The organism is Micromonospora sp. NPDC023956, assembly GCF_040639195.1.
Classification (GTDB): domain Bacteria; phylum Actinomycetota; class Actinomycetes; order Mycobacteriales; family Micromonosporaceae; genus Micromonospora.
Map to the genome: position 1 here is coordinate 91,235 of NZ_JBEZZN010000006.1, position 24,642 is coordinate 115,876.

The 24,642-nt window shown below is 74.1% G+C and carries 25 protein-coding genes; 12 read left to right on the forward strand and 13 right to left on the reverse strand.

What is annotated here, in order from left to right; all coding sequences use genetic code 11:
- Positions 1-79 precede the first annotated feature (79 nt).
- On the forward strand, positions 80-1,354 hold the full coding sequence (locus AB0F58_RS14305; RefSeq protein ID WP_357142531.1) for a cupin domain-containing protein: 1,275 nt from the start codon (positions 80-82) through the stop codon (positions 1,352-1,354).
- Between the two features lie 40 nt (positions 1,355-1,394).
- On the opposite strand, the gene AB0F58_RS14310 is transcribed toward AB0F58_RS14305, so the two are convergent.
- The 5 genes from AB0F58_RS14310 to AB0F58_RS14330 all read right to left on the reverse strand — a co-directional run bounded on the left by AB0F58_RS14310 (position 1,395) and on the right by AB0F58_RS14330 (position 6,535).
- Positions 1,395-2,060 carry a hypothetical protein gene (locus AB0F58_RS14310; protein ID WP_357142532.1) on the reverse strand — a complete coding sequence of 222 codons (666 nt, stop codon included), beginning with the start codon at positions 2,058-2,060 and terminating at the stop codon, positions 1,395-1,397.
- Positions 2,057-4,741 (reverse strand): FtsK/SpoIIIE domain-containing protein, encoded by a 2,685-nt coding sequence (locus AB0F58_RS14315; RefSeq protein ID WP_357142533.1) that lies wholly within the window; start codon positions 4,739-4,741, stop codon positions 2,057-2,059. Before AB0F58_RS14315 ends, AB0F58_RS14310 begins: the two co-directional genes overlap by 4 nt.
- On the reverse strand, positions 4,734-5,690 hold the full coding sequence (locus AB0F58_RS14320; protein WP_357142534.1) for a hypothetical protein: 957 nt from the start codon (positions 5,688-5,690) through the stop codon (positions 4,734-4,736). Before AB0F58_RS14320 ends, AB0F58_RS14315 begins: the two co-directional genes overlap by 8 nt.
- A 4-nt stretch (positions 5,691-5,694) precedes the next feature.
- A complete protein-coding gene (locus AB0F58_RS14325) occupies positions 5,695-5,955 on the reverse strand; it encodes a hypothetical protein (RefSeq protein ID WP_091462511.1) in 261 nt (86 codons plus the stop codon).
- Positions 5,956-6,094: 139 nt separating this feature from the next.
- Complete coding sequence (locus tag AB0F58_RS14330; protein WP_357142535.1) at positions 6,095-6,535, reverse strand: hypothetical protein; 441 nt, start codon at positions 6,533-6,535, stop codon at positions 6,095-6,097.
- A gap of 93 nt (positions 6,536-6,628) precedes the next feature.
- Between AB0F58_RS14330 and AB0F58_RS14335 the strand changes: the two genes are divergently transcribed.
- Genes AB0F58_RS14335 through AB0F58_RS14345 form a run of 3 tightly spaced genes read left to right on the forward strand, consistent with a single transcriptional unit; the run spans position 6,629 to position 9,721 of the window.
- The gene (locus AB0F58_RS14335; RefSeq protein WP_357142536.1) at positions 6,629-9,184 is read left to right on the forward strand and encodes an ATP-dependent Clp protease ATP-binding subunit; all 2,556 of its coding nucleotides are present in this window, start codon (positions 6,629-6,631) and stop codon (positions 9,182-9,184) included.
- 25 nt (positions 9,185-9,209) lie between these two features.
- Positions 9,210-9,371, forward strand: a complete 162-nt coding sequence (locus tag AB0F58_RS14340; protein ID WP_357142537.1) for a hypothetical protein — start codon at positions 9,210-9,212, stop codon at positions 9,369-9,371.
- On the forward strand, positions 9,371-9,721 hold the full coding sequence (locus tag AB0F58_RS14345; protein WP_357142538.1) for a DUF3140 domain-containing protein: 351 nt from the start codon (positions 9,371-9,373) through the stop codon (positions 9,719-9,721). The genes AB0F58_RS14340 and AB0F58_RS14345 overlap by 1 nt, the downstream gene beginning before the upstream one ends.
- Before the next feature lie 27 nt (positions 9,722-9,748).
- Here AB0F58_RS14345 and AB0F58_RS14350 read toward each other — a convergent pair whose 3' ends face one another.
- The 3 genes from AB0F58_RS14350 to AB0F58_RS14360 all read right to left on the reverse strand — a co-directional run bounded on the left by AB0F58_RS14350 (position 9,749) and on the right by AB0F58_RS14360 (position 11,821).
- Entirely contained in the window at positions 9,749-9,985 is a 237-nt protein-coding gene (locus tag AB0F58_RS14350; protein ID WP_357142539.1) for a hypothetical protein, read from the reverse strand.
- A gap of 168 nt (positions 9,986-10,153) precedes the next feature.
- Entirely contained in the window at positions 10,154-11,125 is a 972-nt protein-coding gene (locus tag AB0F58_RS14355) for a LysR family transcriptional regulator (RefSeq protein ID WP_357142540.1), read from the reverse strand.
- 93 nt (positions 11,126-11,218) lie between these two features.
- The gene (locus AB0F58_RS14360) at positions 11,219-11,821 is read right to left on the reverse strand and encodes a hemerythrin domain-containing protein (RefSeq protein WP_357142541.1); all 603 of its coding nucleotides are present in this window, start codon (positions 11,819-11,821) and stop codon (positions 11,219-11,221) included.
- Between the two features lie 209 nt (positions 11,822-12,030).
- Between AB0F58_RS14360 and AB0F58_RS14365 the strand changes: the two genes are divergently transcribed.
- A complete protein-coding gene (locus tag AB0F58_RS14365) occupies positions 12,031-13,356 on the forward strand; it encodes a M20/M25/M40 family metallo-hydrolase (RefSeq protein ID WP_357142542.1) in 1,326 nt (441 codons plus the stop codon).
- Positions 13,357-13,421: 65 nt separating this feature from the next.
- Positions 13,422-14,081, forward strand: a complete 660-nt coding sequence (locus tag AB0F58_RS14370) for a hypothetical protein (RefSeq protein WP_357142543.1) — start codon at positions 13,422-13,424, stop codon at positions 14,079-14,081.
- A gap of 84 nt (positions 14,082-14,165) precedes the next feature.
- Here the strand turns inward: AB0F58_RS14370 and AB0F58_RS14375 are convergent, their stop codons facing one another.
- The gene (locus AB0F58_RS14375; protein ID WP_088984700.1) at positions 14,166-14,357 is read right to left on the reverse strand and encodes a DUF5703 family protein; all 192 of its coding nucleotides are present in this window, start codon (positions 14,355-14,357) and stop codon (positions 14,166-14,168) included.
- A 75-nt stretch (positions 14,358-14,432) separates the two neighbouring features.
- Positions 14,433-15,404 (reverse strand): aldo/keto reductase, encoded by a 972-nt coding sequence (locus AB0F58_RS14380; protein ID WP_357142544.1) that lies wholly within the window; start codon positions 15,402-15,404, stop codon positions 14,433-14,435.
- 204 nt (positions 15,405-15,608) lie between these two features.
- Between AB0F58_RS14380 and AB0F58_RS14385 the strand changes: the two genes are divergently transcribed.
- A complete protein-coding gene (locus AB0F58_RS14385; protein WP_357142545.1) occupies positions 15,609-16,661 on the forward strand; it encodes an LLM class F420-dependent oxidoreductase in 1,053 nt (350 codons plus the stop codon).
- The gene (locus AB0F58_RS14390) at positions 16,658-17,494 is read left to right on the forward strand and encodes an undecaprenyl-diphosphate phosphatase (protein WP_357142546.1); all 837 of its coding nucleotides are present in this window, start codon (positions 16,658-16,660) and stop codon (positions 17,492-17,494) included. Before AB0F58_RS14385 ends, AB0F58_RS14390 begins: the two co-directional genes overlap by 4 nt.
- Positions 17,495-17,572: 78 nt before the next feature.
- On the opposite strand, the gene AB0F58_RS14395 is transcribed toward AB0F58_RS14390, so the two are convergent.
- On the reverse strand, positions 17,573-18,166 hold the full coding sequence (locus AB0F58_RS14395; RefSeq protein WP_357142547.1) for a hypothetical protein: 594 nt from the start codon (positions 18,164-18,166) through the stop codon (positions 17,573-17,575).
- Positions 18,167-18,979: 813 nt separating this feature from the next.
- Between AB0F58_RS14395 and AB0F58_RS14400 the strand changes: the two genes are divergently transcribed.
- The 4 genes from AB0F58_RS14400 to mshC all read left to right on the forward strand — a co-directional run bounded on the left by AB0F58_RS14400 (position 18,980) and on the right by mshC (position 22,605).
- Positions 18,980-19,684, forward strand: coding sequence for a histidine phosphatase family protein (locus tag AB0F58_RS14400; protein ID WP_357142548.1), 705 nt, complete (start codon positions 18,980-18,982; stop codon positions 19,682-19,684).
- Positions 19,685-19,838: 154 nt separating this feature from the next.
- The gene (locus tag AB0F58_RS14405; RefSeq protein WP_357142549.1) at positions 19,839-20,426 is read left to right on the forward strand and encodes a DUF3090 domain-containing protein; all 588 of its coding nucleotides are present in this window, start codon (positions 19,839-19,841) and stop codon (positions 20,424-20,426) included.
- Entirely contained in the window at positions 20,423-21,241 is an 819-nt protein-coding gene (locus AB0F58_RS14410; RefSeq protein ID WP_357142550.1) for an SCO1664 family protein, read from the forward strand. Before AB0F58_RS14405 ends, AB0F58_RS14410 begins: the two co-directional genes overlap by 4 nt.
- A gap of 125 nt (positions 21,242-21,366) precedes the next feature.
- Entirely contained in the window at positions 21,367-22,605 is a 1,239-nt protein-coding gene (mshC, locus tag AB0F58_RS14415) for a cysteine--1-D-myo-inosityl 2-amino-2-deoxy-alpha-D-glucopyranoside ligase (RefSeq protein ID WP_357142551.1), read from the forward strand.
- Between the two features lie 142 nt (positions 22,606-22,747).
- On the opposite strand, the gene AB0F58_RS14420 is transcribed toward mshC, so the two are convergent.
- Both AB0F58_RS14420 and AB0F58_RS14425 read right to left on the reverse strand, forming a co-directional pair.
- Positions 22,748-23,539 carry a GntR family transcriptional regulator gene (locus AB0F58_RS14420; RefSeq protein WP_357142552.1) on the reverse strand — a complete coding sequence of 264 codons (792 nt, stop codon included), beginning with the start codon at positions 23,537-23,539 and terminating at the stop codon, positions 22,748-22,750.
- Between the two features lie 192 nt (positions 23,540-23,731).
- Complete coding sequence (locus tag AB0F58_RS14425; protein WP_357142553.1) at positions 23,732-24,601, reverse strand: PAC2 family protein; 870 nt, start codon at positions 24,599-24,601, stop codon at positions 23,732-23,734.
- Between the last annotated feature and the right edge of the window lie 41 nt (positions 24,602-24,642).

A 24,642-nucleotide genomic window follows, 5' to 3' on the forward strand; every position in this document is an offset into this window, starting at 1 on the left:
CGCGGAGGGCCCGGCCGACGGTGGAGCGACCCCCGGTCAGCAGGACGGTGGCGCCGACGGCGGCGCCCGGTAACCCGCAGTGGCGACCATCGACCCGCCGGGCGGCCACGGCCGCCCGGCGGTGCCGTCCGCCGCCGTCGCGGCGCTCGCCCGGTGCGTGGCCGTCGAACCGGCGAAGTTCGCCGCCGCCCACTGGGGACGCACCCCGTTGCTGTCCCGCGCCGACGAGCTGCCCAACCCGGCCGGCTTCACCGACCTGTTCAGCCCGGCCGACGCCGACGAACTCCTCAGCCGGCGTGGGCTGCGCACCCCCTTCCTCCGGGTCGCCCGGGACGGCCAACTCGTGCCGGTGGCGCGCTGGACCGGCGGTGGTGGGGCCGGTGCCGAGATCGGGGACCAGGTCCTCGACGAACGGATCCTGGAGCAGTACGCCGACGGCGCCACCCTGGTCCTCCAGGGGCTGCACCGCACCTGGCCGGCGTTGATCGACCTCGCCCGCGACCTGGGCCTGGCCGTCGGGCAGCCGTTGCAGGTCAACGCCTACCTCACCCCACCGGGCAACCAGGGCTTCGCCACCCACTACGACACCCACGACGTCTTCGTGCTCCAGGTGGACGGACGCAAACGCTGGCGGATCCACCCGCCGGTCCTGCCCGACCCGCTGGAACGGCAGCCCTGGGGCGGCCGGGCCGACGAGGTCTCGGCCACCGCCGAGGGGGCCGCCGCGCTGGACGTGGTGCTCGCCCCCGGCGACGCGCTCTACCTGCCCCGGGGCTGGTTGCACAGTGCCCAGGCGCAGGAGTCCAGCTCGCTGCACCTGACCATCGGCGTCCGGGCGCTCACCCGGTACGCGATCGTCGAGGAACTCCTCGCCCTGGCCGCCGAGGATCCGCGCCTGCGCGCGACCCTTCCGTTCGGCGTCGACGTGGCCGACCCCGACGCGATCGAGCCCGAGTTGACCGAGACGGTCGAGGCGTTGCGGGACTGGCTGCTGCGCGCCGATCCGGCGGCGGTCGCCGGGCGACTGCGGCAGCGGGCCTGGCCCGCCGCCCGGCCCGCGCCGATCCGCCCGCTGGCCCAGGCCGCCGCGATCCGCGAGCTGACCGTCGACGACGTCCTCGCCGTCCGGCCGGGCCTGCGCTGGCAACTCGGCCCGGACGGCCCGGAGCGGGTCGCGCTGCGGCTGTTCGACCGGACCCTCTCGCTGCCGGCGCAGTGCGCCGAGGCCCTGCGCGCGGTGCTCGCCGGTGGAGTCTGGCGGGTGGGCGACCTACCCGGTCTGGACGACGACGCCGACCGGCTCGTCCTCGCCCGCCGGCTGCTCCGCGAGGCCGTTCTCGTCCCGGCCGGCTGATCCGGCGGCCGGCTGCGCGGGCGGCGGTGGGGCGCAGGCGTCAGCGGGGCACGGCGAGCAGGAGCACGGTGGTGACCAGACCGGCGGCGATCACGATCGTCATCGGGCGGGGGCCGAGCAGGGCGTGCCGCCGGTCGGCGAGCAGCTTCGCCGGCCCCAGCCCGATCAGCGGCCCCAGCAGCGAGACCACCAAGGCGATCACCGGCATCCCCACCGCGAGGTCGCCACCGTACCGCTCGCCCAGCGCCCGCGCGCCGGTCGCCACCGCGTACGCCACCACCGCCCCGAACACCCCGCAGAGCGCCAGCAGCGGGTTCACCGACCCGGGCAGGTCCCCCGGCTGCCGGGTGCGGTCCAGCAGCTCGCGTGCCCGCTCCAGCAGCATCGCCGGGTCGCCCGAGGCGCCTCGTGCCGGCCCCGGCGGGTCACCCAGGCGCCGGGCCCCGGCACCCAGCCGGCCGCGCAGCACCTGCCACAGGTGGGCCGCCTCGGTGTCCACCCGCTCCACCAGCTCGGTCGCCTCGGCGACCTCCGCCTCGGCCCGCCGGACCTGCTCGGCGGCCTCCCGGACGGCCCGTTCGGCGGCGGCGCACTGCCGCTCGTGCCAGGCCTGCGCCTCGGCCCGCTGCGTCGCGACCCGCGCGGTCAGCTCCGCCAGCCGACGAAGCTGGGCGGCGTACGACTCACTGGTGACCGGCTCGTTCATCGCGGGAGTCCATAGGGGATGATGGTCTGCCCGGTGCGGTGCACCGCCCGGTCGAAGAAGAGCCCCCGCCACGGGCGCGGGTACCAGTCCGGTCCACCGGTGCCCGGGTACAACGACGAGCCGAGCTCCCCGCCCTGCACGTCCAGGGCCACCCAGGCCCCGATCTGGTCGGTGCGGGACGCCGGCCCACCCAGGTCGATGCGCATCCGGGCCACGCCGCGCCACCAGGCCAGCACGTGGGTACGCCGTTCCGGCCCGTCGTGCAGGAGCTGCCGCAGGTGCTCCAGCCCGGTCCGCCGGCCGACCCGCGCGCCCAGCCGGCCGGCCGCCGCGTCGACCGCGTAGAGCAGCAGGTAGTGCGGCGTGGTCGGGGTGCCCGGCGCGGCCAGTGCCTCGGCCGTCTCGGCCACCAGTTCCGGCACGGTCTCCTCGTCGTACCAGGCGGCGTCGTCGGCGAGGTCCTCGTAGAGGGCGCGGGCGGCGTGGTCGGCGTCCGGGTCGAGACAGGCGATGGAGAACCGGGCCGAACCGGGCTCGTGCTGCCGGGCCAGGGACCGCCCGACCGCGTCGAGCACCGCGCACGCCTCGTCGACCCGGGTGCCGAGCACCGCCAGGTTACGGCCCGGCGCCCGGGGCAGCCGCAGCGTCGCCGAGCGGGCCTGCACGTCGATGATCTCCCCGAGCAGGGCGACCGGGCCGCGCGGCCCGCCGGGCTGCCGGGCCGGGGTCAGCGCCCGGAAGTCGGGGGCGTCGGCGAGCCGGGGGATCGCGTCGCCGTCGAAGAGCCGGGCGGGGGCGGCGTCCTGCGGGCGCATCCGCCACAGCCGGTGCTGGAGTTCGCTCCAGGTCTCCCACTCGCTGGCCGACGGGATCCGGGCCACCTGGTTACCCTCCACCATGCCGGACTCCGCGTTGATCACGGCATGGTGCCGGGGCAGGGACTGGGCGGCGTCGTTGCGTTCGGCGAGGATCCGCAGCGCCTTGGGCAGCGCGATGCGGAGGGTGAACTGGGCGACCAGCGCCGGTCGGCCCCACAGCGCCTCGATCCCGCGTACGTCCTGCGAGGCGAGCACCAGGTGGATACCCTGCGAGCGGCCCCGCCGGGCCAGGTCCTCCAGCAGGTCGGCGGCCTCCCGGGCGACCATGTCCCGGCCGGCGAGCAGCATCTGGAACTCGTCGACCACCGCCACGATCCGGGGCCAGTGGCCGGTCGGGTCGACCGCCCGCAGCTCGGCGAGCTTGGTGACCTCGTGCCGCTTGGCGGCGTCCGCCCGGCGGCGCAGCTCCTCGGCGAGGAAGCGCAGCAGGGCCAGCCCGAACTCCCGGTCGGTGTTGACGTTGATCCCGACCAGCCGCATGTGCGGCAGCCAGCTCGGGTCCCGTCGCCCCTGCGCGAACCGGGCGAAGGACACCCCCTCCTTGAAGTCGAGGAGGTAGAACTCCAGCTCGGCGGGGGAGTAGCGGGCGGCCAGGGCCCCGATCCAGGCGAAGATCAGATTGGTCTTGCCGGTGCCGGACGGACCGCCGATCAGGGCGTGCGGCGGGTAGTCGCCGAGGGTCAGCAGCACCGGGCGACCGCTGGGTCCCTCGCCGATCGGCGCGACCAGCGCGGTCGACGAGTCCTCCGTCCACATCTGCTCCGGTGGCGGGAGCAGTTCGGTGAACGGGGTCGGGGCCGGGCCGGCGGCGACCGTGCCGGCCACCTGCCGGCAGGTCTCGGTGACCAACGGTGCCGGGGGCGGCGGGTCGAGGCGTACCGGCAGGCCGGACGGGCCGCCGATGCGGACGTCGCCGGGGGAGACCAGCACCCGCTGCACGGTCGGGTCGTCCGGCAGCGGGATGTCCCGGACCACCAGGTGCACCCCGCAGGCCGCTCCGGTCCGGACCACCCGGTCGAGTTGGCTGCGCTCGTGCCGGGAGAGTTCGTCCCCGCCGAGCAGCACGGCCACCCGCCACGGCTCCGGACGCCGCCCGGTGGCCACGGCCAGCTCCCGCAACGAGGAGTGCTCCCCGGCCAGTACGGTCTCGTTGATCCGGCGGATCTGCTCCACCAGGTCGTCGAGGAGCCGGGCCAGCCCACCCGGGCCGACGAAGGTGAGCAGCCCGGCGGTGCCGAGCGGAGCGAACCCGGCCAGGCCGCCACCGAGGTGCTCCGGGTCGTACCCGATCAACCGGACCGTGCCCGGCTCGGCCCGGCCGATGCTGCGCAGCAGCAGGGCCGAGACCACCGCGTCCCCGCCGGGATGGAGGCCGCCGGCGAGGTGCACGTGCCCGGCGTCCAGCAGCGGCACCAGCGCCGGCACCGGCTCCGCGCCGGGGATCCGGACGGTGCCGATCCGGACCGCGCCGGGCGGCTCGGCCCGTCCGGCCGGGGTGGGCGTCCACCCCGCCCACTCGGCCGACGCGGCGCCCGGCGCCTCCCGCTCGGCGGCGGCGGCGGCCTGCCGGGCCAGCTCCGCGATCCGCGCGGTGTACCGGGAGTCGATCTCGGCGAGCCGGCGGTCCCGTTCCGCGCCGACCCGCTGCGGCACCGTCGCGGCGGCCCGCCGCACCCGCGCCAACCGCTCCTGCCCGCTCTCCCACTCGGTGCGCGCGTCCGTCAGTCGGCCCCGGGCCGAGCCCAACGCCTCCGACAGCAGCCCTCGCACCCGCCCCACCAACTGGGCCCGCCGGTCAGCCATGCGGACCGGGCCTGCCACGGGTGGGATCGGCCGCCGGCCGGGGCGGCGGGTTCGCGGCCCGGTCGGCCCCGGCCGGTGGCCGCTCGTCGTCGGGCCGCTCGGGCGGCAGGTCCCGGCCGAGCCGGGCCAGCAGCAGGCCGGTCACCACCCCGGCGGTGACCGCCGGGTCGGCCGGGTGCGGCTGCTCGTCGTCGGAACGCTGCCGGGGCGGGGGCATCCGGCAGACCCGGGTCAGTACGGTCTCCAGCACCGCCGGCGGCAACCCGGGCAGCAGGTCCCGTACCCGACCGTCCAGTTCGTTCCGCAGTCGCGGCAGATCGGGGGCCTTGGGCGGGTGGCCCAGCAGCTCGCCGGCCAGCTCCCGCAGCAGCGGTGGGGTCACCGTCGCCAGGCCCAGCCCGACGTCGGCGTGCGCCCGGCGCAGCTCGGTGTGCAGCCGGCTCCGGTCGCCGGCCTTCACCCCGCCGACCACCCGGCGCAGCAGCTCACGGGAGTCGGCGACCTGCTCGTCCGGCCCGGTCGGCTCGCCCTCCGAACCGCCGGTCAGCTCCGCCACCCGCACCGCCCACCAGCGGCGTACCGCCGGGGCCGGACCCGGCTCCCCGGTGCCGTCGTCGCCCGTTGGCGGGGCGTCGCCCCGGGGCGCGTCGTGCGCCGGCTGGCGGGGCTGCGGCTTCGCCGCCGGGGCGCCGTCCGCGCCGAGCCCGATGGCCGCCAGGTAGCTGGCGAGCTGCTCCTGCGCCACCCGCAGGGCATGGCCGGCGGACTCGGCGTGCTCGACGGCGGCCGACAGCTCCGGCACCCCCATCGGGTTCGACGACTCCTGCCGGACCCAGCGCAGCCGCTCGGCGGCCAGGGCGAACTTCTCCAGCGCCTGGGCCAGCGGCGCCAGGGGCAGCTCGTCGGAGGCGGCCCGGACCTGGGCCCCGATGTCCTCGATGATCGACATGGGCTCAGAGCGTCGAGACGTAGAGCTGCGCCTGCTCCACCGCGACCAGCGTCGCGGCGAGACACTCCTCCAACTCCTGACTGGCCTGGGTCAGCGAGGCCTGGGCGGCCTCGACCGTCTCGTGCCCGCTGCCCTCCAGCGCGCCGGCGAGGGTCTGCTGCGCCTCGGCCAGCTTCTCCCCGGCGGCCTGCACCGCTGTCTGCCCCTCACCGATCTGCTGGAGCGCGACATCGATGGCGGCCTTGAGCTCGGCGACGCTCGCCACGGCGAAACCTCCTGGGGGCGGGGAGGACTCCATTAGAGCCTATTGCGGTGGGGGAGAGAACAGCCGCCCTGTGGGTGTTACCGCCCCGCTGTCCGTTCGGCACGGGTGCGGGCGGCGGCAGCGGCCGGTCCGACCAGGGTCACGAGGACCGGTTCGGATCCGGCCCCGTCGGCGCGGCGGACTCCCGTGGCGGCGTGTCGCGTTCGCCGCGCAGCCAGCGCGGCCCGTACACCTCCGCGCCGAGGGCCCGGACGCGTTCCCGCAGCACCCGGTCCGCGGTCACCACCAGCCGCCGCCGACCGCTCTCGGCCCCGACCAGGTCGACGATCGCGTCGTCACCGGAGCCGGCGGCGGACACCACCCGCACCCCGTCGGTGCCCGGCACGTCCCGCGCGGCCCCCTCCACCACCAGCACGACCTCGGCCGGTGCCGGCAGTTCCGGCGGTACGCCCCGACCGCCGACCGGCACCAGCCGGTCCCGCAGCCGGGTGGTCGCGCCGACCCGGTCCCGCCACCACCCGTCCGGTCGGCTCCCGACGACGTTGGCGGCGTCCACGATCAGCAGCGGGGTCGTCTCCATGCCCCCACCCTGCCATCCGGACGCGTTTGTCGGGGCCACCCTCGGGTAGCCCTGCGTGTCGATCCTGTCGCTGCCGAACCGGGAGGACTGCTCATGTGGGGACCCGCTGACTTCGGCGCCGACCCGTGGGACGAGTTTCTGGCCCGCTACTTCGGCCGGGGGGAGGGCGGTAACCGCCCCGCCCACCGGGTCGACATCACCCGGCTGATGACCGCCGACGCGCGGGAGCTGCTGGCCGACGCGGCCCGCCGGGCGGCCCAGCGGCGCAGCAACGACCTGGACACCGACCACCTGCTCTGGGCCGCCCTGCAACGCCAGGGGCTGCGCGACCTGGTGAGCCGGGCCGGCGCGGAACCGGACACCCTGCTCAACGCGCTCGGCGGCCGGGGCGACGGGGCACCCGGTGGCGAGGTCCCACCGAACCTCTCGCTCACCCCGGCGGCCAAGCGGGCGCTGCTCGACGCCCACCAGCTCGCTCGGGCGATCGGGGCGAACTACATCGGCCCCGAACACATCCTGATGGCCCTGCCGCTGAACCCGGAGTCGCCGGCCGGGCGGATGCTGGCGGCCGGGCGGATCCAACCGGAGTCCCTACAGGCGGCGGGGACGGAGCGGGGACCGATGACGGGAGCGCGACCGGACCGGGGCACACCCACCCTGGACCAGTACGGTCAGGACCTGACCGACCTCGCCAAGGCCGACCGGATCGACCCGGTGGTCGGCCGCAGCGACGAGATCGAACAGGCCGTGGAGATCCTCTCCCGCCGTACCAAGAACAACCCGGTGCTGATCGGCGAGGCGGGTGTCGGCAAGACCGCGATCGTCGAGGGGCTGGCGGAGCGGATCTGCGACGGCGACGTCCCGCAGACCCTGCTCGGCAAGCGGGTGATCCAGCTCGACCTGGCCGGACTGGTGGCCGGCACCCGCTACCGGGGCGACTTCGAGGAACGGCTGAAGAAGGTGATCGACGAGATCCGCGCCCACCGGGACGAGCTGATCGTCTTCCTGGACGAGATCCACACCCTGGTCGGCGCCGGCGGGGCCGGCAGCGAGGGCGGCATGGACGCGTCCAACATGCTCAAGCCCGCCCTCGCCCGCGGCGAACTGCGGGTGATCGGCGCGACCACGCTGGACGAGTACCGGCGCAGCATCGAGAAGGACGCCGCGCTGGCCCGGCGCTTCCAGCCGGTGCTGGTGCCGGAGCCCACCGTGGAGGACACGGTCGCCATCCTGCGCGGCCTGCGCGACCGGTACGAGGCCCACCACCAGGTGCGGTTCACCGACGAGTCGCTGGTCGCCGCGGCCGAACTCGCCGACCGGTACGTCACCGACCGCTTCCTGCCGGACAAGGCGATCGACCTGATCGACCAGGCCGGCGCGCGGGTGCGGCTGCGGACCCGGACCCCGGCGGCGGACGTGCGGGACCTGGAACGCCAACTCGACGAGGTACGCCGGGACAAGGAGCAGGCGGTCGCCGACGAGCAGTACGAACGCGCCTCGGCGCTGCGCGACCGGTTGCAGGAGATCGAGGAACAGATCCGGGTGGCCAAGGGCGAGACCGACGCCCCGCAGGTGCCCCAGGTCGGACCGGAGGAGATCGCCGAGGTGGTCTCCCGGGCCACCGGCATCCCGGTCAGCCAGCTCACCGAGGAGGAGCGGGACCGGCTGCTGCGCCTGGAGGGGCACCTGCACGAACGGGTGGTCGGCCAGGAGGACGCGGTGAACGCGGTCGCCGAGGCGGTCCGCCGCTCCCGGACCGGGCTGGCCGACCCGGACCGGCCGATGGGCAGCTTCCTCTTCCTCGGCCCCACCGGCGTCGGCAAGACCGAGCTGGGCCGGGCCCTGGCGGAGGCGCTCTTCGGCGACGCCGACCGGATGGTCCGGCTGGACATGAGCGAGTTCCAGGAACGGCACATGGTCAGCCGGCTGGTCGGCGCACCGCCCGGCTACGTCGGGTACGAGGAGGCCGGCCAGCTGACCGAGGCCGTCCGGCGTCGCCCGTACGCGGTGGTGCTGCTCGACGAGATCGAGAAGGCGCACCCGGACGTGTTCAACATCCTGCTCCAGGTGCTCGACGACGGCCGGCTCACCGACAGCCAGGGCCGGACGGTGAACTTCCGCAACACCGTGCTGATCATGACCAGCAACCTCGGGTCCGAGCTGATCACCGGGGCCGGCCGCAGCGTGGGCTTCGGCGCCGGTGAACCCGGCACCGCCCAGGAGACCGACGAGCTGCGGGACCGGCTGATGCGCCGGCTCCAGGAGAACTTCCGTCCGGAGTTCCTCAACCGGATCGACGAGATCATCATCTTCCGCCGGCTCGAGTCCGCGCAGCTGCGGCAGATCACCGGCCTGCTGCTGGAGGAGACCCGCCGCCGGCTGCACGCGCAGGACATCACCGTCGAGGTCACCGAGGCGGGCGTCGACTGGCTCGCCGAGCACGGGTACCAGCCCGAGTTCGGGGCCCGTCCGCTGCGCCGGACGATCCAGCGCGAACTGGACAACCGGCTGTCCCGGATGCTGCTCGAGGGGGAAATCTCCCCCGGCCAGCGGGTGACCGTGAACGTCCGCGACGACGCGCTCGCCTTCGACGTCGCCGCCGGCGAGCGGGGCGGCCACCGGCCGGCGACGACGACCCATCCCCGTTGACCGTCCCGACGAGCGGAGGCCGCCGGTGAGCGAGGTGGAGGAGAGCCCGGACGAGCCGGAGCGGGCCGAACCGATCAAGGCACCGCCGACGGCCAACCCGGCCCGGGTCCAGGTGCCGCCGGAGGGGCCCGGGGCCCTGACCGACGACGTGCGGCCGGCTGAGCCCGGACCCGCAGAGGAGGCGTGATGGTACGCGAGGCGAGACTCGACGCGGACGTGGAGCTGCTCTGGGAGGACTTCCACGCCCGGGTGAACATGCCCTCGGAACAGCTGCGGCAGTGGCTGCTCACCCGTGGCTCGGGGGAGGAGGCGTTCGGTCCGAACCCCGACCTGGACCTGCCCGAGCCGGGCCGACACATCCTCGCGGTGCTCCGCAAGCGCAAGGTGGACCTCACCGGCGAGGACATGAGGATCATGCAGGACGCCGTGGACCGGATCGACGCCCTGACGGCGCGGAAACCGGCCGGCGGCAACGCCGACGACGGGTGGCGGCACGCCCTGCTCGACCTGGGACACGACCCGCTCGTGGAGCGCTGACCGGCGGACCGGCCCACCGGACCCGGGTCACTGCGGTTCGATGCTGCCCAGGGTCAGGCCGAACGCGTCCACCGCCGCCTGGCGGTCGGCGCGGGCGCGTTCCTCCCGGCTGAGCAGGGTGGCGTACTCGGCGACGTGCTCCGGGCCGGGGACGGCCGGCAGGGTACGCAGGAAGGACTCCACGTCGCGGGCGGCGGCGGTGTGCGCGGCGGCGGCCCGGCGGACGGTCTCCCGGTCGTCGCCGGGACGGTCGGTGTCGGTCATGTCCCCCCGGTACCCGTTCGCCGGGACTTCGCACCCGCCGGCGTGATCGAGGCCGACCGGCTCCGGTCGCCGGGGTTTCGCACCCGGTGTGGTCGAGGGCCGACTGCCCGGCTCCGGTCGCCGTTGCCCGCCCGGGTGGTCGCGGGGGTGGCCCCGGCGGATCCCGGTCTACACCGGGGTACGCCGCCGTGCCCCGAACTCGGGGTGGTCCAACAGCCACTCCAGGTACGCCGGGTGCGGCGCGAGGGAGTCGGTGTACGCCGCCGTCGCCGTGCCCACCACCCCCTCGGCGAACCGGGCCGCTGGCGACTCCGGGTGCCAGCCGAGCAGCAGGCGCCAGCGCAGCGGGTTGCCGGCCAGTCGCCGGGTCACCAGGCCGGGCACCGGTCGGAAGGTGGCCTGGCAGAGCGCCACCGCGACGCCCGCCTCGACCAGGTCCATGCAGACGCGCACGTCCGTCTCGTACACCTTCCGGGGGGTGAATCCGGCCCGCGCGCACGCGGCGGCGAAGCAGTCGCCGAAGCAGCCGTCCCCGGGCGCGGCCACCCACTGCTCGCGCCGGAGCCCTTCCAGCGGGACCTCGTCGCCCCCGGCGAGCGGGTGGGACTCGGGCAGCAGCACGAAGACCGGGTCGACGGCCACCTCCCGCCAGCTCAGCCCGAACTCCGCCGACGGCGCGGCGTCGCCGCACACCCCGGTCAGCACGTAGTCGAGTCGCCCGCTGAAGACCAGCTGGGACAGCTCGTCGACCGACCAGGAGGCGTAGGTGCTGATCGGCGCGGCGGGTTGGTCGGCGGCGATGCGGTGCACCAGCCGGCCCAGGATCGGGCTGTTCACCCCGCCGAACCGGTACCGGCTCAACGCGTCCCCGGCACTGGCCAGCCGGGCCGCCTCGTCCTGGAGGCCCTTCATCGCCGGCAGCAGCACCCGGGCGCGGGCGAGCACCAGCTCGCCGAGGGCCGTCGGTCGGGCCCCGCGTCGGTCCCGGTCGAACAGCGCACCGCCGAGTGTCCGTTCGATGCGCTGGAGCTGCGCGGTGAGCGCCGGTTGTGCCAGTCCGAGGGTCGAGGCCGCCTTGGTCACGCTGCCGGTCTCCGCGATCGCGCAGACCACCCTGAGGTGTCGCAACTCCAGGTTCATGACGTGACGGTATGACCGAGTCGGGACTTCCGGAAGACCTTTCGTGTTTCGAAGAGTTCCGATGGATGGCAGATCCTGTTCATCGGTCCAAGGTCAATCCCTGTCGAGGTCGGCCGGGTACGTCCGACGACCGGTGACCGCGTCGCGGATCTTGTCGACCACCCCCACCGCCGGCTCGACGATCCGGTTCCACGGGGGAGCGGTCGGCGTCCCGGGATGCGGGCGGGTCGGCGCGGCCTCCTCGGCGATGGCGAACCGGTTGCCGAGCCGGATCAGCTCCTCCTCGGTGGCCGCCTCGCGCAGCCGGCCCAGCGCCGGCTCCACCGCCGCCACGTGCTGCTGCCAGCGGCGACCCACCTCGGCGACGTGCTCCGGGTCGGCCGCCCGGACGGCCCGCCGCAGCGCCGTGTCGGTCGCCACGTCCCGGTCGGCGAGTTCCGCCCCGTCGGGCAGCGCGCCCCGCAGCGCCGGGTAGAGGTACTGCTCCTCACCGGAGAGGTGTCGGGAGACCTCGGCGGTGAACACGTCGGCCACCGCCCGCCGCCGGTCGGCGTCCGTCGCCGGGTCGGCCAGCTCCTCGACCAGCGCGGTGAGCCGCCGGTGTTCCTCGCCGACGACGTCGACCACGCTCCGGCCGCCGGGACGGTACCCCTCGTCACCCTCGGCGGGCGGCAACGGCGGCAGCGAAACGCTCATGGGTTGTCTCCTCGCACGGGGGCGGACCGGCCCGGCGGCGAGCTGCGCCGACGCCGGGCGGACGGACGCTGACGGCGGTACCCGACCGGCCACCGGCCGAAACCGGTCCCGCCACCGAGCCCCCGTCCCGGACGGACGGGCGGGCCACGTCCGACGTCTCACGCGTACGCCTGTCGTGACGGGTGCGGTGCGGCTGGTATGAAGAACCGATGACGGACCCCGTACCCGCCGTACCCGACCCCACCGACGAGGTCGTGACCCTCTGCCGCGACCTGCTGCGCATCGACACCACCAACACCGGCGACCACGCCACCAGCGCCGGGGAGCGGCAGGCGGCCGAGTACGTCGCGGAGAAGCTGGCCGAGGTCGGCGTCGAGGCGACCCTGCTGGAGTCCGCCCCCGGACGGACCAACCTGGTGGCCCGGATTCCCGGCACCGACCCCGGACGGGGTGCGCTGCTGGTGCACGGCCACCTCGACGTCGTCCCCGCCGACGCCGACGAGTGGTCGGTGCACCCGTTCTCCGGCGAGATCCGCGACGGGTACCTGTGGGGGCGCGGCGCGATCGACATGAAGGACTTCGACGCGATGGTGCTCGCCGTGGTCCGCCACTGGCAGCGCACCGGCGTCCGGCCGCCCCGCGACGTCGTGCTGTGCTACACCGCCGACGAGGAGGCGGGCAGCGACTACGGCGCGCACTTCCTCGCCGAGCGCCACCGGGACCTCTTCGACGGCTGCACCGAGGCGATCGGTGAGGTCGGCGGCTTCTCCTACACCGTCGACGACGCCACCCGGCTCTACCTGATCGAGACCGCCGAGAAGGGCATCGACTGGCTCCGGCTGCACGCCAGGGGCCGTCCCGGGCACGGCTCGTTCGTGCACGACGACAACGCGGTGACCGCGCTCGCCGAGGCGGTCGCCCGGATCGGTCGGCACCGCTTCCCGCTGACCGTCACCCCGACTGTACGGGCCTTCCTGGAGGAGGTCTCCGAGGTGCTCGGCGTCGAACTCGACCCGGACGACCCGGAGACCGCGATCGCCCGGCTGGGGCCGATCGCCAACATCATCGGTGCCACCGTCCGCAGCACCGCCAACCCGACCCGGCTGGCCGCCGGCTACAAGGACAACGTCATCCCCGGCCGGGCCACCGCCACCATCGACTGCCGCAGCCTGCCCGGCCAGTCGGAGATGCTGGAGCAGCAGCTGCGCGAGCTGGTCGGTCCGGGCATCGACATCGAGTACGTCCAGCGCCAGCCCGCCCTGGAGACCACCTTCGACGGGGCGCTGGTGGAGGCGATGTCCGCCGCGCTGCGCGCCGAGGACCCGGGTGCCCGGCCGGTGCCGTACATGCTCTCCGGTGGCACCGACGCCAAGGCCTTCGCCCAGCTCGGCATCCGCTGCTTCGGGTTCGCCCCGCTCCGGCTCCCGCCCGACCTGAATTTCTCCGCACTCTTCCATGGCATCGACGAGCGGGTTCCGGTGGACGGACTACAGTTCGGCGTGCGGGTACTCGACCGGTTCCTCCGCACCTGCTGACCGGCACCGCGCCGCGACGCGCCACCGGTACGGCTTTTCCCCCATCGCGAAAGGGACTTCCTCACATGACCGACCAGCACGCTGAGCTGGACGCTGCCCTCGAGCGGGTGATCGACGCGGCCCGCCGGCACCTGGCCGCGGTACGTGCCGCCCAGGGCCGGGTCGACGACGACGACGTCTGGCAGGCGTACGTCGAGTTGAACAACGCGTCCTTCGCCTACGACGAGCAGCTCCTCGACGCCTTCGGCGAGGTCACCCCGTGGGACGTGGAGTCGATCGACCCCAACGAGGCCGACGCCCACTTCGGCCCGGGTGGCGAGGGCGCCGAGCCCAACGACCCGCACCCGCAGGTGGTCTCGGTACGCCAGCGCCGCGACTACCGGGTGCCGAGCGTGTCGGCGCTGATCCGGGCCGCCGAGGCGGCCCGCCGGGAGGGGACCCCGGCGGACGACGAGCCGGCCCCGGTCGAGGGCGTCGGCGAGGCGGTGCTGGAACTCTTGCAGAGCGGCGACGGTTCGCTCAGCGCGCTGGACGTCCCCGAGCTGGAGCCGCTCGACGGGGTCGTGATGGTCAGCGAGGTGGGCACCCCGGTCGACCTGGAGTCGTTCGACGACGACGATCCGGTCGGCCCGTTCCAGCCGGCCGCCGACGACCGCCTGGTCGGCCGACTCGACGAGCACCCCTTCCTGGATCTCGACGAGGACGAGCTGGGGCACACGCACTGACCGTCCCGGACGTACGCCGGGGCCCGGGCCGGTCGGTCCGGGCCCCTGGCCGTCGGTGGGACCGGGCCGCCGTCGGCGGCCCGGTCAGTAGGACAGGCCCGGCTGCGGCTGGTTGACCCGGCGACGACGCAGGACCACCTGCCGGGTGCCGTCCCGGTACAGCCGCACCCGGGCCAGCTCCCAGCCGGCGTACTCGGCCTGAATCGCCAGCTGCACCGCGGCGGTCACCCGGTCGACGTTCGGTGGTAGCCGCAGCGGCGCGTACTCGTAGTCCATGGGCCTATGCTGCCCAGCCCGACGACGTGGCGCCACCCCCGCCGGGAGACCCGCGCCACCCAGGCGTCGGGATGGTCAGCCGTCGCGTTCCGGGTAGCCGACCTCCACCGCCGAGACGTCGTCGAGCGCGGTGGTGATCTCCCCCGGCAGGCTGATCCGTTCGACCTGCAACGCCCCCTGGAGCTGTCCCGCGGTCCGCGCGCCGAGAATCGGGGCGGCCACCCCGGGACGGTCCCGGATCCAGGCCAGCGCCACCTCCAGCGGTGACACACCGAGCCCACCGGCAGCCGTCGCCACCGCCTCCACGATGCTGGAGCAGCGCGGCTCCAGGTAGGTGGCGACGAACGGGCCGAAGTGCGCCGAGGTGGCCCGCGAGTCCGCGGGCCGGCCGTGCCGGTACTTGCCGGTGAGCACCCCCCGGCCCAGTGGCGACCACGGCAGCACCCCGAGCCCCATGGCCGCGCAGGCCGGCAGCACCTCCCGCTCGACCCCCCGTTCCAGCAGCGAGTACTCGACCTGCGCGGCGACCACCGGCGCACGGCCGGGGAAGGCCGCCTGCCAGGCGGCGGCCCGGGCGGTCTGCCAGCCGGAGAAGTTCGACACCCCCACGTACCGGACCCGGCCGCTGGTCACCGCGTGGTCGAGGGCCGACAGCGTCTCCTCCAACGGGGTGTCCGGGTCGTAGCCGTGCACCTGCCACAGGTCGACGTGATCGGTGCCGAGCCGGCGCAGCGAGGCGTCCAGGGTCCGCATCAGGTGCCCCCGGGAGCCGTCCCGGCGGCGTCGCAAGCCCGGCCGCAGCCCCGCCTTGGTCGCGATGAGCAGGTCGTCGCGGGGCACCAGGGTCCCGAGTAGCGATCCGATCACCGACTCGGCGTCCCCGTCGCCGTAGACGTCGGCGGTGTCGACCAGGTTGCCGCCCGCGTCGAGGTAGCTCTTCAACTGGGCGGCCGCGTCGTCGGCGTCGGTGTCCCGACCCCAGGTCATGGTGCCGAGCGCGAGCCGGGAAACCGCCAGCCCGCTTCGGCCGAGCGGTCGCTGTTGCATGCGTGAACCTTATTTCGAATCGGGGCCCGACCGATATCCTCGCCTCCGTCATCTCTCCGACCGTCCGGCCGTCGCGGGGGCGCCGACGTGGCCCGTCCCGGGGGCGCCGACGTGGCCCGTCCCGGGGGAGCGAGGCGGGGGTCGGGCCCGTCGCCGGCATTGCGTAACCTGATGCGACTCGTGGTGCGGGATGGGGGAGGACCAGTGCGACTCGGGCTCAGCCTCGGATACCAGACGGCGTGGAGCACGCCGGCCGACCATCTGGCTCTGGCTCAGGAGGCGGACCGGCTCGGCTACTCGGTGGTGTGGACGGCGGAGGCCTACGGCTCCGACTCGCCGAGCATGCTGGCGTGGATCGCCGGGCAGACCGAACGGATCGACCTGGGCAGCGCGGTGATGCAGATTCCGGGGCGGACCCCGGCGGCGACCGCGATGACCGCGGCCACCATCGACACGCTCTCCGGTGGCCGGTTCCGGCTCGGGCTCGGCGTCTCCGGCCCGCAGGTCTCTGAGGGCTGGCACGGCGTCCGGTTCGCCAAGCCGCTCGCCCGCACCCGGGAGTACGTGGACATCGTCAAGCTCGCCATCGGGCGCAAGGAGGTCGCCTACGACGGCGAGCACTACACACTCCCGCTGCCCGACGGGCCGGGCAAGGCGCTCCGGCTCGGCTTCCGCCCGCCGCGCGAGCACATCCCGATCTACCTCGCCGCCGTGGGCCCGAAGAACCTCGAGCTGGCCGGGGAGATCGCCGACGGCTGGCTGGCCGTCTTCTACGCGCCCGAGTTCGCCGAGGAGCAGCTCGCCGCCGTCCGCGCCGGTCGGGCGAAGGCCGGCAAGGAGCTGGCCGGCTTCGACGTCGTACCGTCGGTGCCGGTGGTGGTCGGCGACGACGTCGCCGCCTGCGCCGAGCTGGTCCGCTTCTACGCCGCCCTCTACGTCGGTGGCATGGGCAGCCGTCAGCAGAACTTCTACAACCAGCTCGCCACCCGCATGGGCTACGGTGACGCGGCCCGCGAGGTGCAGGACCTCTACCTGGCCAAGCGGCAGCGGGACGCCGCCGCCGCGGTGCCGATGGAGTTCATCGACCGCACCTCGCTGCTCGGCGGCAAGGAGCGCATCGCCGAGCGGATGCGCGAGTACGCCGCCGCCGGCGTCACCACGCTGTCGTTGACCCTCTTCGTCGCGGACCGGGAGAGCGGGGTGCAGACCCTGCGTACCTGCGCCGAGGCCCTGGAACTCGCGGGAGTGGGCGAGTGAGCTGGATCGAGGCGATCGTCCTCGGCATCGTCCAGGGACTCACCGAGTTCCTTCCGGTCAGCTCCTCCGGTCACCTGCGGATCACGTCGGCGATCTTCTTCGAGCGGGACGCCGGTGCCTCGTTCACCGCGGTCACCCAGCTCGGCACCGAGGCTGCCGTGCTGCTCTACTTCGCCAAGGACATCTGGCGGATCACCCGGGTCTGGCTGGCCGGCATCCGGGACAAATCGGTCCGGTCCAGCCTCGACTACCGGATGGGCTGGTACGTGATCGTCGGCTCGATCCCGATCGGTGCCTTCGGTTTCCTGTTCAAGGACCAGATCCAGACCGCCGCCCGCAACCTGTGGCTGGTGGCCACCACCTTGATCGTCTTCGCGTTCGTGCTCGCCTTCGCCGAGTACTGGGGTCGACAGACCCGCACCCTGGAGAACTTCAAGATGTCCGACGGCGTCGTCATGGGGTTCGCTCAGGCGATGGCGCTGATCCCCGGGGTGTCGCGGTCCGGCGGTACCCTCACCGCCGGCCTCTTCCTCAACCTGACCCGGGAGGCGGCGGCCCGCTACTCGTTCCTGCTGGCCATCCCGGCCGTGGTGATGTCCGGCGTGTTCAGCCTGGGTGACGTCTTCGAGCCGGCCTCGCCAGGAACGTCGGTACCCAGCGTGGCCCAGATGGTGGTGGCGACCCTGATCGCCTTCGCCATCGGATACGCGGCGATCGCCTGGCTGCTCCGCTACGTCGCGCACCACACCCTGTACGTCTTCGTCCTCTACCGGGTCGCCCTCGGCACCCTTGTGCTGGCGTTGCTGATGACCGGCACCATCTCGGCCACCTGACCCCGGACACGCCGATGGGCCGGCACCCCCGTGTGGGGGTGCCGGCCCGTCGGCGTTGTGGGTCAGCGGTGTCGTGGGTCAGCTGGTCCAGTGTTCGGTGACGAGGTCGGCGGCCTGCTTCTCCCACTGGGCGTAGTGGTCGGGGTAGGCCGACACCTGCACCGTCTGCGCGGCTTCGGTCAGTGGCATGTCCTGCCACCCGTCGACCTGCTTGAGGCCCTTCAGGAACGCCGTGGTGGAGTACTGCGGGTCGGTGATCTGCTCGACCGTGCCCCACCCGGACGACGGGCGCTGCTGGAACAGGCCCTGCGAGTCGTGGTCGTTGCGGTCACCCAGGTGACCCAGGTTCTCCAACTTCGACTCCTGGAGGCTGGTCGCGATCGCGACCACGGCGGCCCGCTCGTCCATGCCGGCCTTCTTCGTCGCCTCGATGATCGCCTTGACGTTGGCGGTCTGCTCGGCGTCCAGCGGGATCCGGGACTGCGCGCCCTGCACACCGTGCGGCATCAACTTGCCCGCATCCGGCTTCTCCGCCTGCACCGCGGCCACCGGGCTACCCGGAGCGGCGTACGCCGGGGTGTCCAGCGCCGCACCGACCGGACCACCGATCACACCACCGGCGAACACCAGACCAGCCACACCGAGAACGCTCTTACGCAGCATCGTGTTCATGGGGGAACTCCATTCGGGGGTCAGCACACCCCACCGGGTGCGCGAGCACCGTCCGGCGCCCGGAAACTCTCGGAAAACAGCGGGGAGCCGGGGGGCTCACCACGCCAGTCCAGATGTAACGACCGCCGACCCGCCGACATTCCAGCCGACCCACACCCACGACAGGGGGTGTTGGGCTCCTACGGCCGCACGGAAAGACCCAACGACCTAGACCCGATCGGCATTCCCACGGCCGCCCACCCCCGCCCGCGCCCGCTCCGCCCCCGCCCGGGGCGCCCCCAAGCCCACCCAAACCACCCAACCCACCAAGACCAACTCAACCCCAACCCAGCCAGCCGGCCCACCCCCGGACCCCCGGCCCAGCCGGCTCACCCCCGGCCCACCGGCCCAGCCGGGACCGACCCGGTCATTCGGGCTCAGACGGGACACCTGACTCGCCCATCCCGCCGCATCCGGCCCCGGTGATCGACTCCGTTTCGCCGAAACGGCGGCATCACCGTCCTGGAACACACCCAGATCGCCGAACCGGAGTCGATCACGGCAATCGGGGCCGGGCCACGCCGCGCTGGGCCAGCCGGGCCACGCCGCGCTAGGCCAGCCCGGCCGGGTCGGACCGGGGCTGGGCGGGCGGAATCGGGACGGGGCGCGGCGGACCGGCTGAGGGGGACCGGGTTGGAGTCGGGTCGTCGGGTCGGGCTGGGTTGGGTCGATCCGGCCGGGGTCGGGGCTGGGTTGGCGGGGAGCCGGGGCCGGGGACGGAGTGTGGACGGGCGGGTGAGCGGAAAGCGCCGGGTCAGGTCATAGGGTGGTCGCGTGGCGACCCTTCTGCTTCTACGACACGGCCGGACGACGGCGAACGCCGAGGGCGGGCTGGCCGGTCGGCAACCGGTCGAACTGGACGAGACCGGGCAGACCCAGGCCCGCCTGGTGGGTGAGCGGCTCCGTGTCCTGCCGCTGGCCGCCGTGGTGACCAGTCCTCTCGTCCGCTGCCGGCAGACCCTGGAACTGGCCCTGCCCGGGGCGGCCCCGGTCGACGAGGACGGGCTGATCGAGTGCGGCTACGGCGAGTGGGAGGGGCAGCCGCTGAAGAAGCTGGCGAAGGACCCGCTCTGGCCGGTGGTGCAGCAGCACCCGAGTGCGGCGGTGTTCCCCGGGGGAGAGGCGATGGCCGCGATGGCGGCCCGCGCGGTCGCGGCGGTGCGTTCCTGGGACGCCCGGCTCACCGCCGAGCACGGACCGGAGGCGGTCTGGCTGGCCTGCAGCCACGGCGACGTGATCAAGGCCATCGTGGCGGACGCGCTCGGCATGCACCTGGACCTGTTCCAGCGGATCGTCGCCGACCCGGCGTCGGTGACGGCGATCCGGTACACCCCGACCCGGCCTTTTCTGCTGCGGCTCAACGACACCGGCGGCGATCTGACCGGGCTCGTCCCCCCGGCGCGCAAGGGGCGACGCCGGACGACCCGGTCGAGGGATTCGGACGCCGCGGTGGGCGGCGGTGCGGGAGCCGGCCGGTGAGCGTCGCCAGCCGGGTGGTCGCCGGCGTGCCCGGTCGGCCCAGCCGGGTGGTCGCCGACGTGGCCGGTGGTCCCGGCCGGAGCGGGCGGACCGGACGGCGATTCTGCGTCGGTGGGGTGCGCACCCGTTCGGACGGCCGGATAGGGTCGTGGGTATGACCCACCAGGTGCACGCCTTCGAACCGCCCGAGCGGTTCGTCGCTGGGACCGTGGGGCCACCGGGGGAACGGACGTTCTTCCTCCAGGCGCGCGGTGGTGGCCGGTTGGTCAGCGTGGCGCTGGAGAAGGTCCAGGTTTCCCTGCTGGCCGAGAAGCTGGAGGAGCTCCTCACCGAGGCGCAGCGGCGCTTCGGCGTCGACCTGCCCGAGCTGCCGGCCGCCGGCGCCGCCGACAACGAGCCCCTGGACACGCCGGTGGACGAGGAGTTCCGGGTCGGCACCCTGGGCCTGGCGTTCGACGTCGACACGTCGACCGTGGTGATCGAGGCGATCGCCGTGGGCGAGACGGAGGTCGAGGTCGCGCTCGGTGAGGAGGACGACGACGAGGACGACGAGGACGACGTGGTCGAACCGGACGAGGACCTGGACCGACTCCGGGTGCGGCTGACCCCGCAGGAGACCCGTCGGTTCATCGAGCGGGCCCGCCGGGTGGTCAACGCCGGCCGGCCGCCCTGCCCGCTCTGTGGGCAGCCTCTCGATCCCGCCGGTCACCTCTGCCCCCGGCACAACGGTTACCACCGGTGACGTTGTCGGACCTCCGCCCATCCGAGGAGGAGAGCGCCGCACTCCGGGTGCTCCGCGCGGGTGAGTTCGCCCTGGAGGGGCGGCTGGTGGACGCCTCCAACACCACCCTGCGCGGCACCCTCACCCTGGACGGGGTGACCGTGCGCTGTGTCTACAAGCCGGTCCGTGGCGAGCGTCCGCTCTGGGACTTCCCCGACGGTACGCTCGCCGACCGGGAGGTCGCCGCGTACCTGGTCTCCCGGGCCACCGGATGGGATCTGGTGCCCCCGACGGTGCTGCGGGACGGCCCGTTCGGTCCCGGCTCCTGTCAGCTCTGGATCGACGAGCCGGTCGACGCCGAACCGCTGGTCGGGTTCGTGCCGGCGGACGCGGTGCCACCGCGCTGGTTCGCGGTCGCCGCCGCGCGGGACGACGACGGCACCCCGTACGCCCTGGCGCACGCCGACGATCCGCGCCTGGCCCGACTGGCCGTGCTGGACGCGGTGCTCAACAACGCGGACCGCAAGGGCGGGCACGTGCTGGTCGGCCCGGACGACCGGATCTACGGCGTGGACCACGGCGTGACCTTCCACGTGGACGACAAGCTGCGTACGGTGCTCTGGGGCTGGTCCGGCCGGCAGCTTCCGGCGGACGCGGTGCGGATGCTCGACGCGCTCGCCCGGCAGGTCGACGGCCCGCTCGGCGAGGAACTGTCGGCGCACCTGACCCTGACCGAGGTCCGCCGCCTGGCGGCCCGGATCGAGGTGTTGCGGGAGACCGGCCGCTTCCCGCTGCCGTCGCAGGACTGGCCGGCGGTACCCTGGCCCCCCATCTGACCTGCGGCGTCGCTCCCTGAGCCCATCCGTCGTCCGCACCGGTCCACCGATCCTGCCGGGACGTGTCGGGTTGATCACCAACACGGGCCGTCCCCGCTGTCGTAACGATCGTTAGGCTGACGGGCATGGAGTCATGGGCGGGGCACGAGGTGCCGCGGCTGCCGGGCAGGGGCGAGCCGCTGACGTTGTTCGACTCGGCGCGTCGCGGTGCACACCGGAGTGATCCGGAGGGCACGGCGACCATGTACGTCTGCGGCATCACGCCGTACGACGCGACCCACCTCGGGCACGCCGCGACCATGATCACATTCGACCTCGTCCAGCGGATGTGGCGCGACAGCGGCCGTGCGGTCCGGTACGTGCAGAACGTCACCGACATCGACGATCCGCTGCTGGAACGGGCCGAGCGCGACGGTGAGGACTGGAAGGTCCTGGCGATGCGGGAGACGGCCCTGTTCCGCGAGGACATGGAGGCGCTGCGGATCATCCCGCCGGCGCACTACGTCGGCGCGGTCGAGTCGATCCCGGACATCGCCGACCGGGTGCTGCTGCTGCTCAAGGACGGCGCCGCGTACCGCCTCGACGACGGCACCGGGGACGTCTACTTCGACATCGCCGCCACCGGCCGCTTCGGCTACGAGTCCAACCTCTCCCGCGCCGAGATGCTGGAGCTCTTCCCGGAGCGCGGCGGCGACCCGCAGCGACCCGGCAAGCGCGACCCGCTCGACCCGCTGCTCTGGCGCGGCGAACGCCCGGGGGAGCCGTCCTGGCCCGGCGGCGACCTGGGTCCGGGGCGCCCCGGCTGGCACATCGAGTGCACGGTGATCGCGTTGAACCTGCTCGGCGACCGGATCGACGTGCAGGGCGGCGGCAACGACCTGATCTTCCCGCACCACGAGTGCTCGGCGGCGCACGCCGAGCGGCTCACCGGACAGGCTCCGTTCGCCACCCACTACGTGCACGCCGGCATGATCGGTCTGGACGGCGAGAAGATGTCCAAGTCCCGGGGCAACCTGGTCTTCGTGTCCCGGCTGCGGGCCGACCGGGTCGACCCGATGGCGGTGCGGTTCGCCCTGATGGCCGGGCACTACCGCAGCGACCGGTCCTGGACGGACGACCTGCTCGCCGCCGCCGGGGAGCGCCTGGCCCGCTGGCGTCGGGCCGCCGCCGCCCCCGCCGGGGCGTCCGGTGCGGCGCTGCTGGCCGGGGTGCGCCGGCACCTCGCCGACGATCTCGACACGCCGGGCGCGCTGGCGCTGGTGGACCGGTGGGCCGAAGAGACGCTGGCCGGCGCGGCGGACGACCCGGACGCCCCGGCGCTGGTCACCGCGACGGTGGACGCCCTGCTCGGTATTCGCCTCTGACCCACCGTTCCGCTGCCTTCGCAGCTGCCTTCGCCGCCGGCTCGGCGTCGGGTGCGGTGGCGAAGCGCGTCGGCTGCGGCGGCCCGCACCCGCACGGCGGCGGTTCGGCGGCAGGCGGCTGCGGCGGCCCGCACCGTCCGGATCAGCCGAGCACCAGGCCCGGGTCGGGGTCGGGCTCCGGCGTCGGACCGGGGACCCGGTACTCCTCGGTCAGCGTGGTCATCGGTCCCGGCCAGGTCGCCTGGGCCACCTCGATCGGCCGGCGCGCGGCGTCGTACGCCACGTGCAGCAGGTGCAGCACCGGCGTGTCCGGCCGGATCTGGAGGGTCTCCGCCTCCTCCCGGCTGGGCTGGCGAGCGCTGATCGTGTCGCTGGCGGTGACGTACCGCCGGCTGGTGGCCTCCTCCGCCTCCTGGTAGAGCGGCCGGCCGAACGCCTCGGCGCGCTCCAACGAGGTGCCGGCGGTGTCGGCGGGCAGGAACCAGGACGCGCCCACCTCGACCGGGGTGTCCTCGGTGCGGACCAGGTGCCGCCGGACGAGCAGTTCGGTGCCGTCCGGTACGCCGAAGGCGTCGGCCACCTCGGGTGGGGCGGGGGCGCGGCCCACCCCGACCAGGTGCTGCCGGTACCGGGCGGCCAGGTCGGCGTGGTAGCCCCGGAAACCGCCGTAGCGCCCCCGGGAGAGCCGGTTGAGCCGGCGCCGGGTGCCCCGCACGTACGTACCCGAGCCGGGTTTGGTGATCAGCACACCCTCGACCCGCAGCTGGTCGACGGCACGCTGGACGGTCTGCTTCGCCACCCCGAACATCTCGGCGATGGCGGGGATGGACGGTAGTCGCTCGCCGGGAGCCCAGTCCCCGCGCCGGACCCGCGTCTTCAGCTGGTCGGCGATCTGACGGTGCGGGAACTCGGCGGCTCCCGGGTTGATCTGCACGGCGGCGGCTCCTCCCGGCCCGGAACAGCTAGGTTCCTAGGATGCCCTACGGTGTGGGTCCTCCGCCACCCCGGCACGCCCCTGTACGCCACCTCCAGACCCGGAACTCTCGCCGAGGGCGTCGCACGACGACGGGCCCGGGACGTCTCGTCGACGTCCCGGGCCCGTTCGGGTGGTCAGGGGTGCGGCGGCCTACCAGGAACCGGCGGTCGGCCCGGCGGAACCGCCCCGCCGCCGCAGGTACTTCTCGAACTCCTGGGCGATCTCGTCCCCGGTCAACGGGGTGATGCCGGCGTCGCCGACCCGCTCCTCCAACTCCCGGACGTACTCACCGAGTTCGGCGTCCTGCTCGGCGGCGCTGCGCACCCGCTGCTCCCACTCGGCGGCCTCCTCGGCCAGGTCGGCCATCGGTACCGGCAGGTCCAGCACCTCCTCGACCCGGTGCAGCAGGGCGAGAGTGGCCTTGGGGCAGGGCGGGTTGTTGGCGTAGTGCGGCACGTGCACCCAGAACGAAACCGCGTCGACCTCGGCCCGGGTGCAGGCGTCGTGCAGCACTCCGACGATGCCGGTCGGGCCGTCGTACCGGGTGGGGGTGAGCTGGTAGCGCTGGGCGGCCTCGGCGTCCGAGGCGCTGCCGCTGATCGGCAGGGGCCGGGTGTACGGCACGTCGGCCAGCAGCGCGCCGAGCAGCACCACGCGCTCGACCTCCAGGCTGTGGCACAACTCCAGCACCTGTTCGCAGAAGGTGCGCCACCGCATGCTCGGCTCGATGCCCCGGATCAGCACCACGTCCCGCTCGGTCCCCTCCGGGCTGGCCACCATGAACCGCGTGGTGGGCCACTCGACCCGTCGGGTGGCGCCGTCGGCCATCGTGATCGTCGGCCGGCTGACCTGGAAGTCGTAGAAGTCCTCCGGGTCCAGTTCGGCGACCTGGCGGGCCTGCCAGACCTGCTCCAGGTGCTCCACCGCGGCCGTCGAGGCGTCCGCGGCGTCGTTCCAGCCCTCGAAGGCGGCGATGGCCACCGGAGAGCGCAGCACCGGCAGCCCGTCGAACTCGGTCACGCCGTCACCTCACCCTGCTCGTCCCGGTCGGCGCCGGCACC

Excerpts from the sequence above, each read along its gene's own strand:
- AB0F58_RS14310 (WP_357142532.1), bottom strand. The coding sequence starts at position 2,060 with ATGAACGAGCCGGTCACCAGTGAGTCGTACGCCGCCCAGCTTCGTCGG.
- AB0F58_RS14315 (WP_357142533.1), bottom strand. The coding sequence starts at position 4,741 with ATGGCTGACCGGCGGGCCCAGTTGGTGGGGCGGGTGCGAGGGCTGCTG.
- AB0F58_RS14320 (WP_357142534.1), bottom strand. The coding sequence starts at position 5,690 with ATGTCGATCATCGAGGACATCGGGGCCCAGGTCCGGGCCGCCTCCGAC.
- AB0F58_RS14330 (WP_357142535.1), bottom strand. The coding sequence starts at position 6,535 with ATGGAGACGACCCCGCTGCTGATCGTGGACGCCGCCAACGTCGTCGGG.
- AB0F58_RS14335 (WP_357142536.1), top strand. The coding sequence starts at position 6,629 with ATGTGGGGACCCGCTGACTTCGGCGCCGACCCGTGGGACGAGTTTCTG.
- AB0F58_RS14345 (WP_357142538.1), top strand. The coding sequence starts at position 9,371 with ATGGTACGCGAGGCGAGACTCGACGCGGACGTGGAGCTGCTCTGGGAG.
- AB0F58_RS14350 (WP_357142539.1), bottom strand. The coding sequence starts at position 9,985 with ATGACCGACACCGACCGTCCCGGCGACGACCGGGAGACCGTCCGCCGG.
- AB0F58_RS14355 (WP_357142540.1), bottom strand. The coding sequence starts at position 11,125 with ATGAACCTGGAGTTGCGACACCTCAGGGTGGTCTGCGCGATCGCGGAG.
- AB0F58_RS14360 (WP_357142541.1), bottom strand. The coding sequence starts at position 11,821 with ATGAGCGTTTCGCTGCCGCCGTTGCCGCCCGCCGAGGGTGACGAGGGG.
- AB0F58_RS14365 (WP_357142542.1), top strand. The coding sequence starts at position 12,031 with ATGACGGACCCCGTACCCGCCGTACCCGACCCCACCGACGAGGTCGTG.
- AB0F58_RS14370 (WP_357142543.1), top strand. The coding sequence starts at position 13,422 with ATGACCGACCAGCACGCTGAGCTGGACGCTGCCCTCGAGCGGGTGATC.
- AB0F58_RS14375 (WP_088984700.1), bottom strand. The coding sequence starts at position 14,357 with ATGGACTACGAGTACGCGCCGCTGCGGCTACCACCGAACGTCGACCGG.
- AB0F58_RS14380 (WP_357142544.1), bottom strand. The coding sequence starts at position 15,404 with ATGCAACAGCGACCGCTCGGCCGAAGCGGGCTGGCGGTTTCCCGGCTC.
- AB0F58_RS14395 (WP_357142547.1), bottom strand. The coding sequence starts at position 18,166 with ATGAACACGATGCTGCGTAAGAGCGTTCTCGGTGTGGCTGGTCTGGTG.
- AB0F58_RS14405 (WP_357142549.1), top strand. The coding sequence starts at position 19,839 with ATGACCCACCAGGTGCACGCCTTCGAACCGCCCGAGCGGTTCGTCGCT.
- mshC (WP_357142551.1), top strand. The coding sequence starts at position 21,367 with ATGGAGTCATGGGCGGGGCACGAGGTGCCGCGGCTGCCGGGCAGGGGC.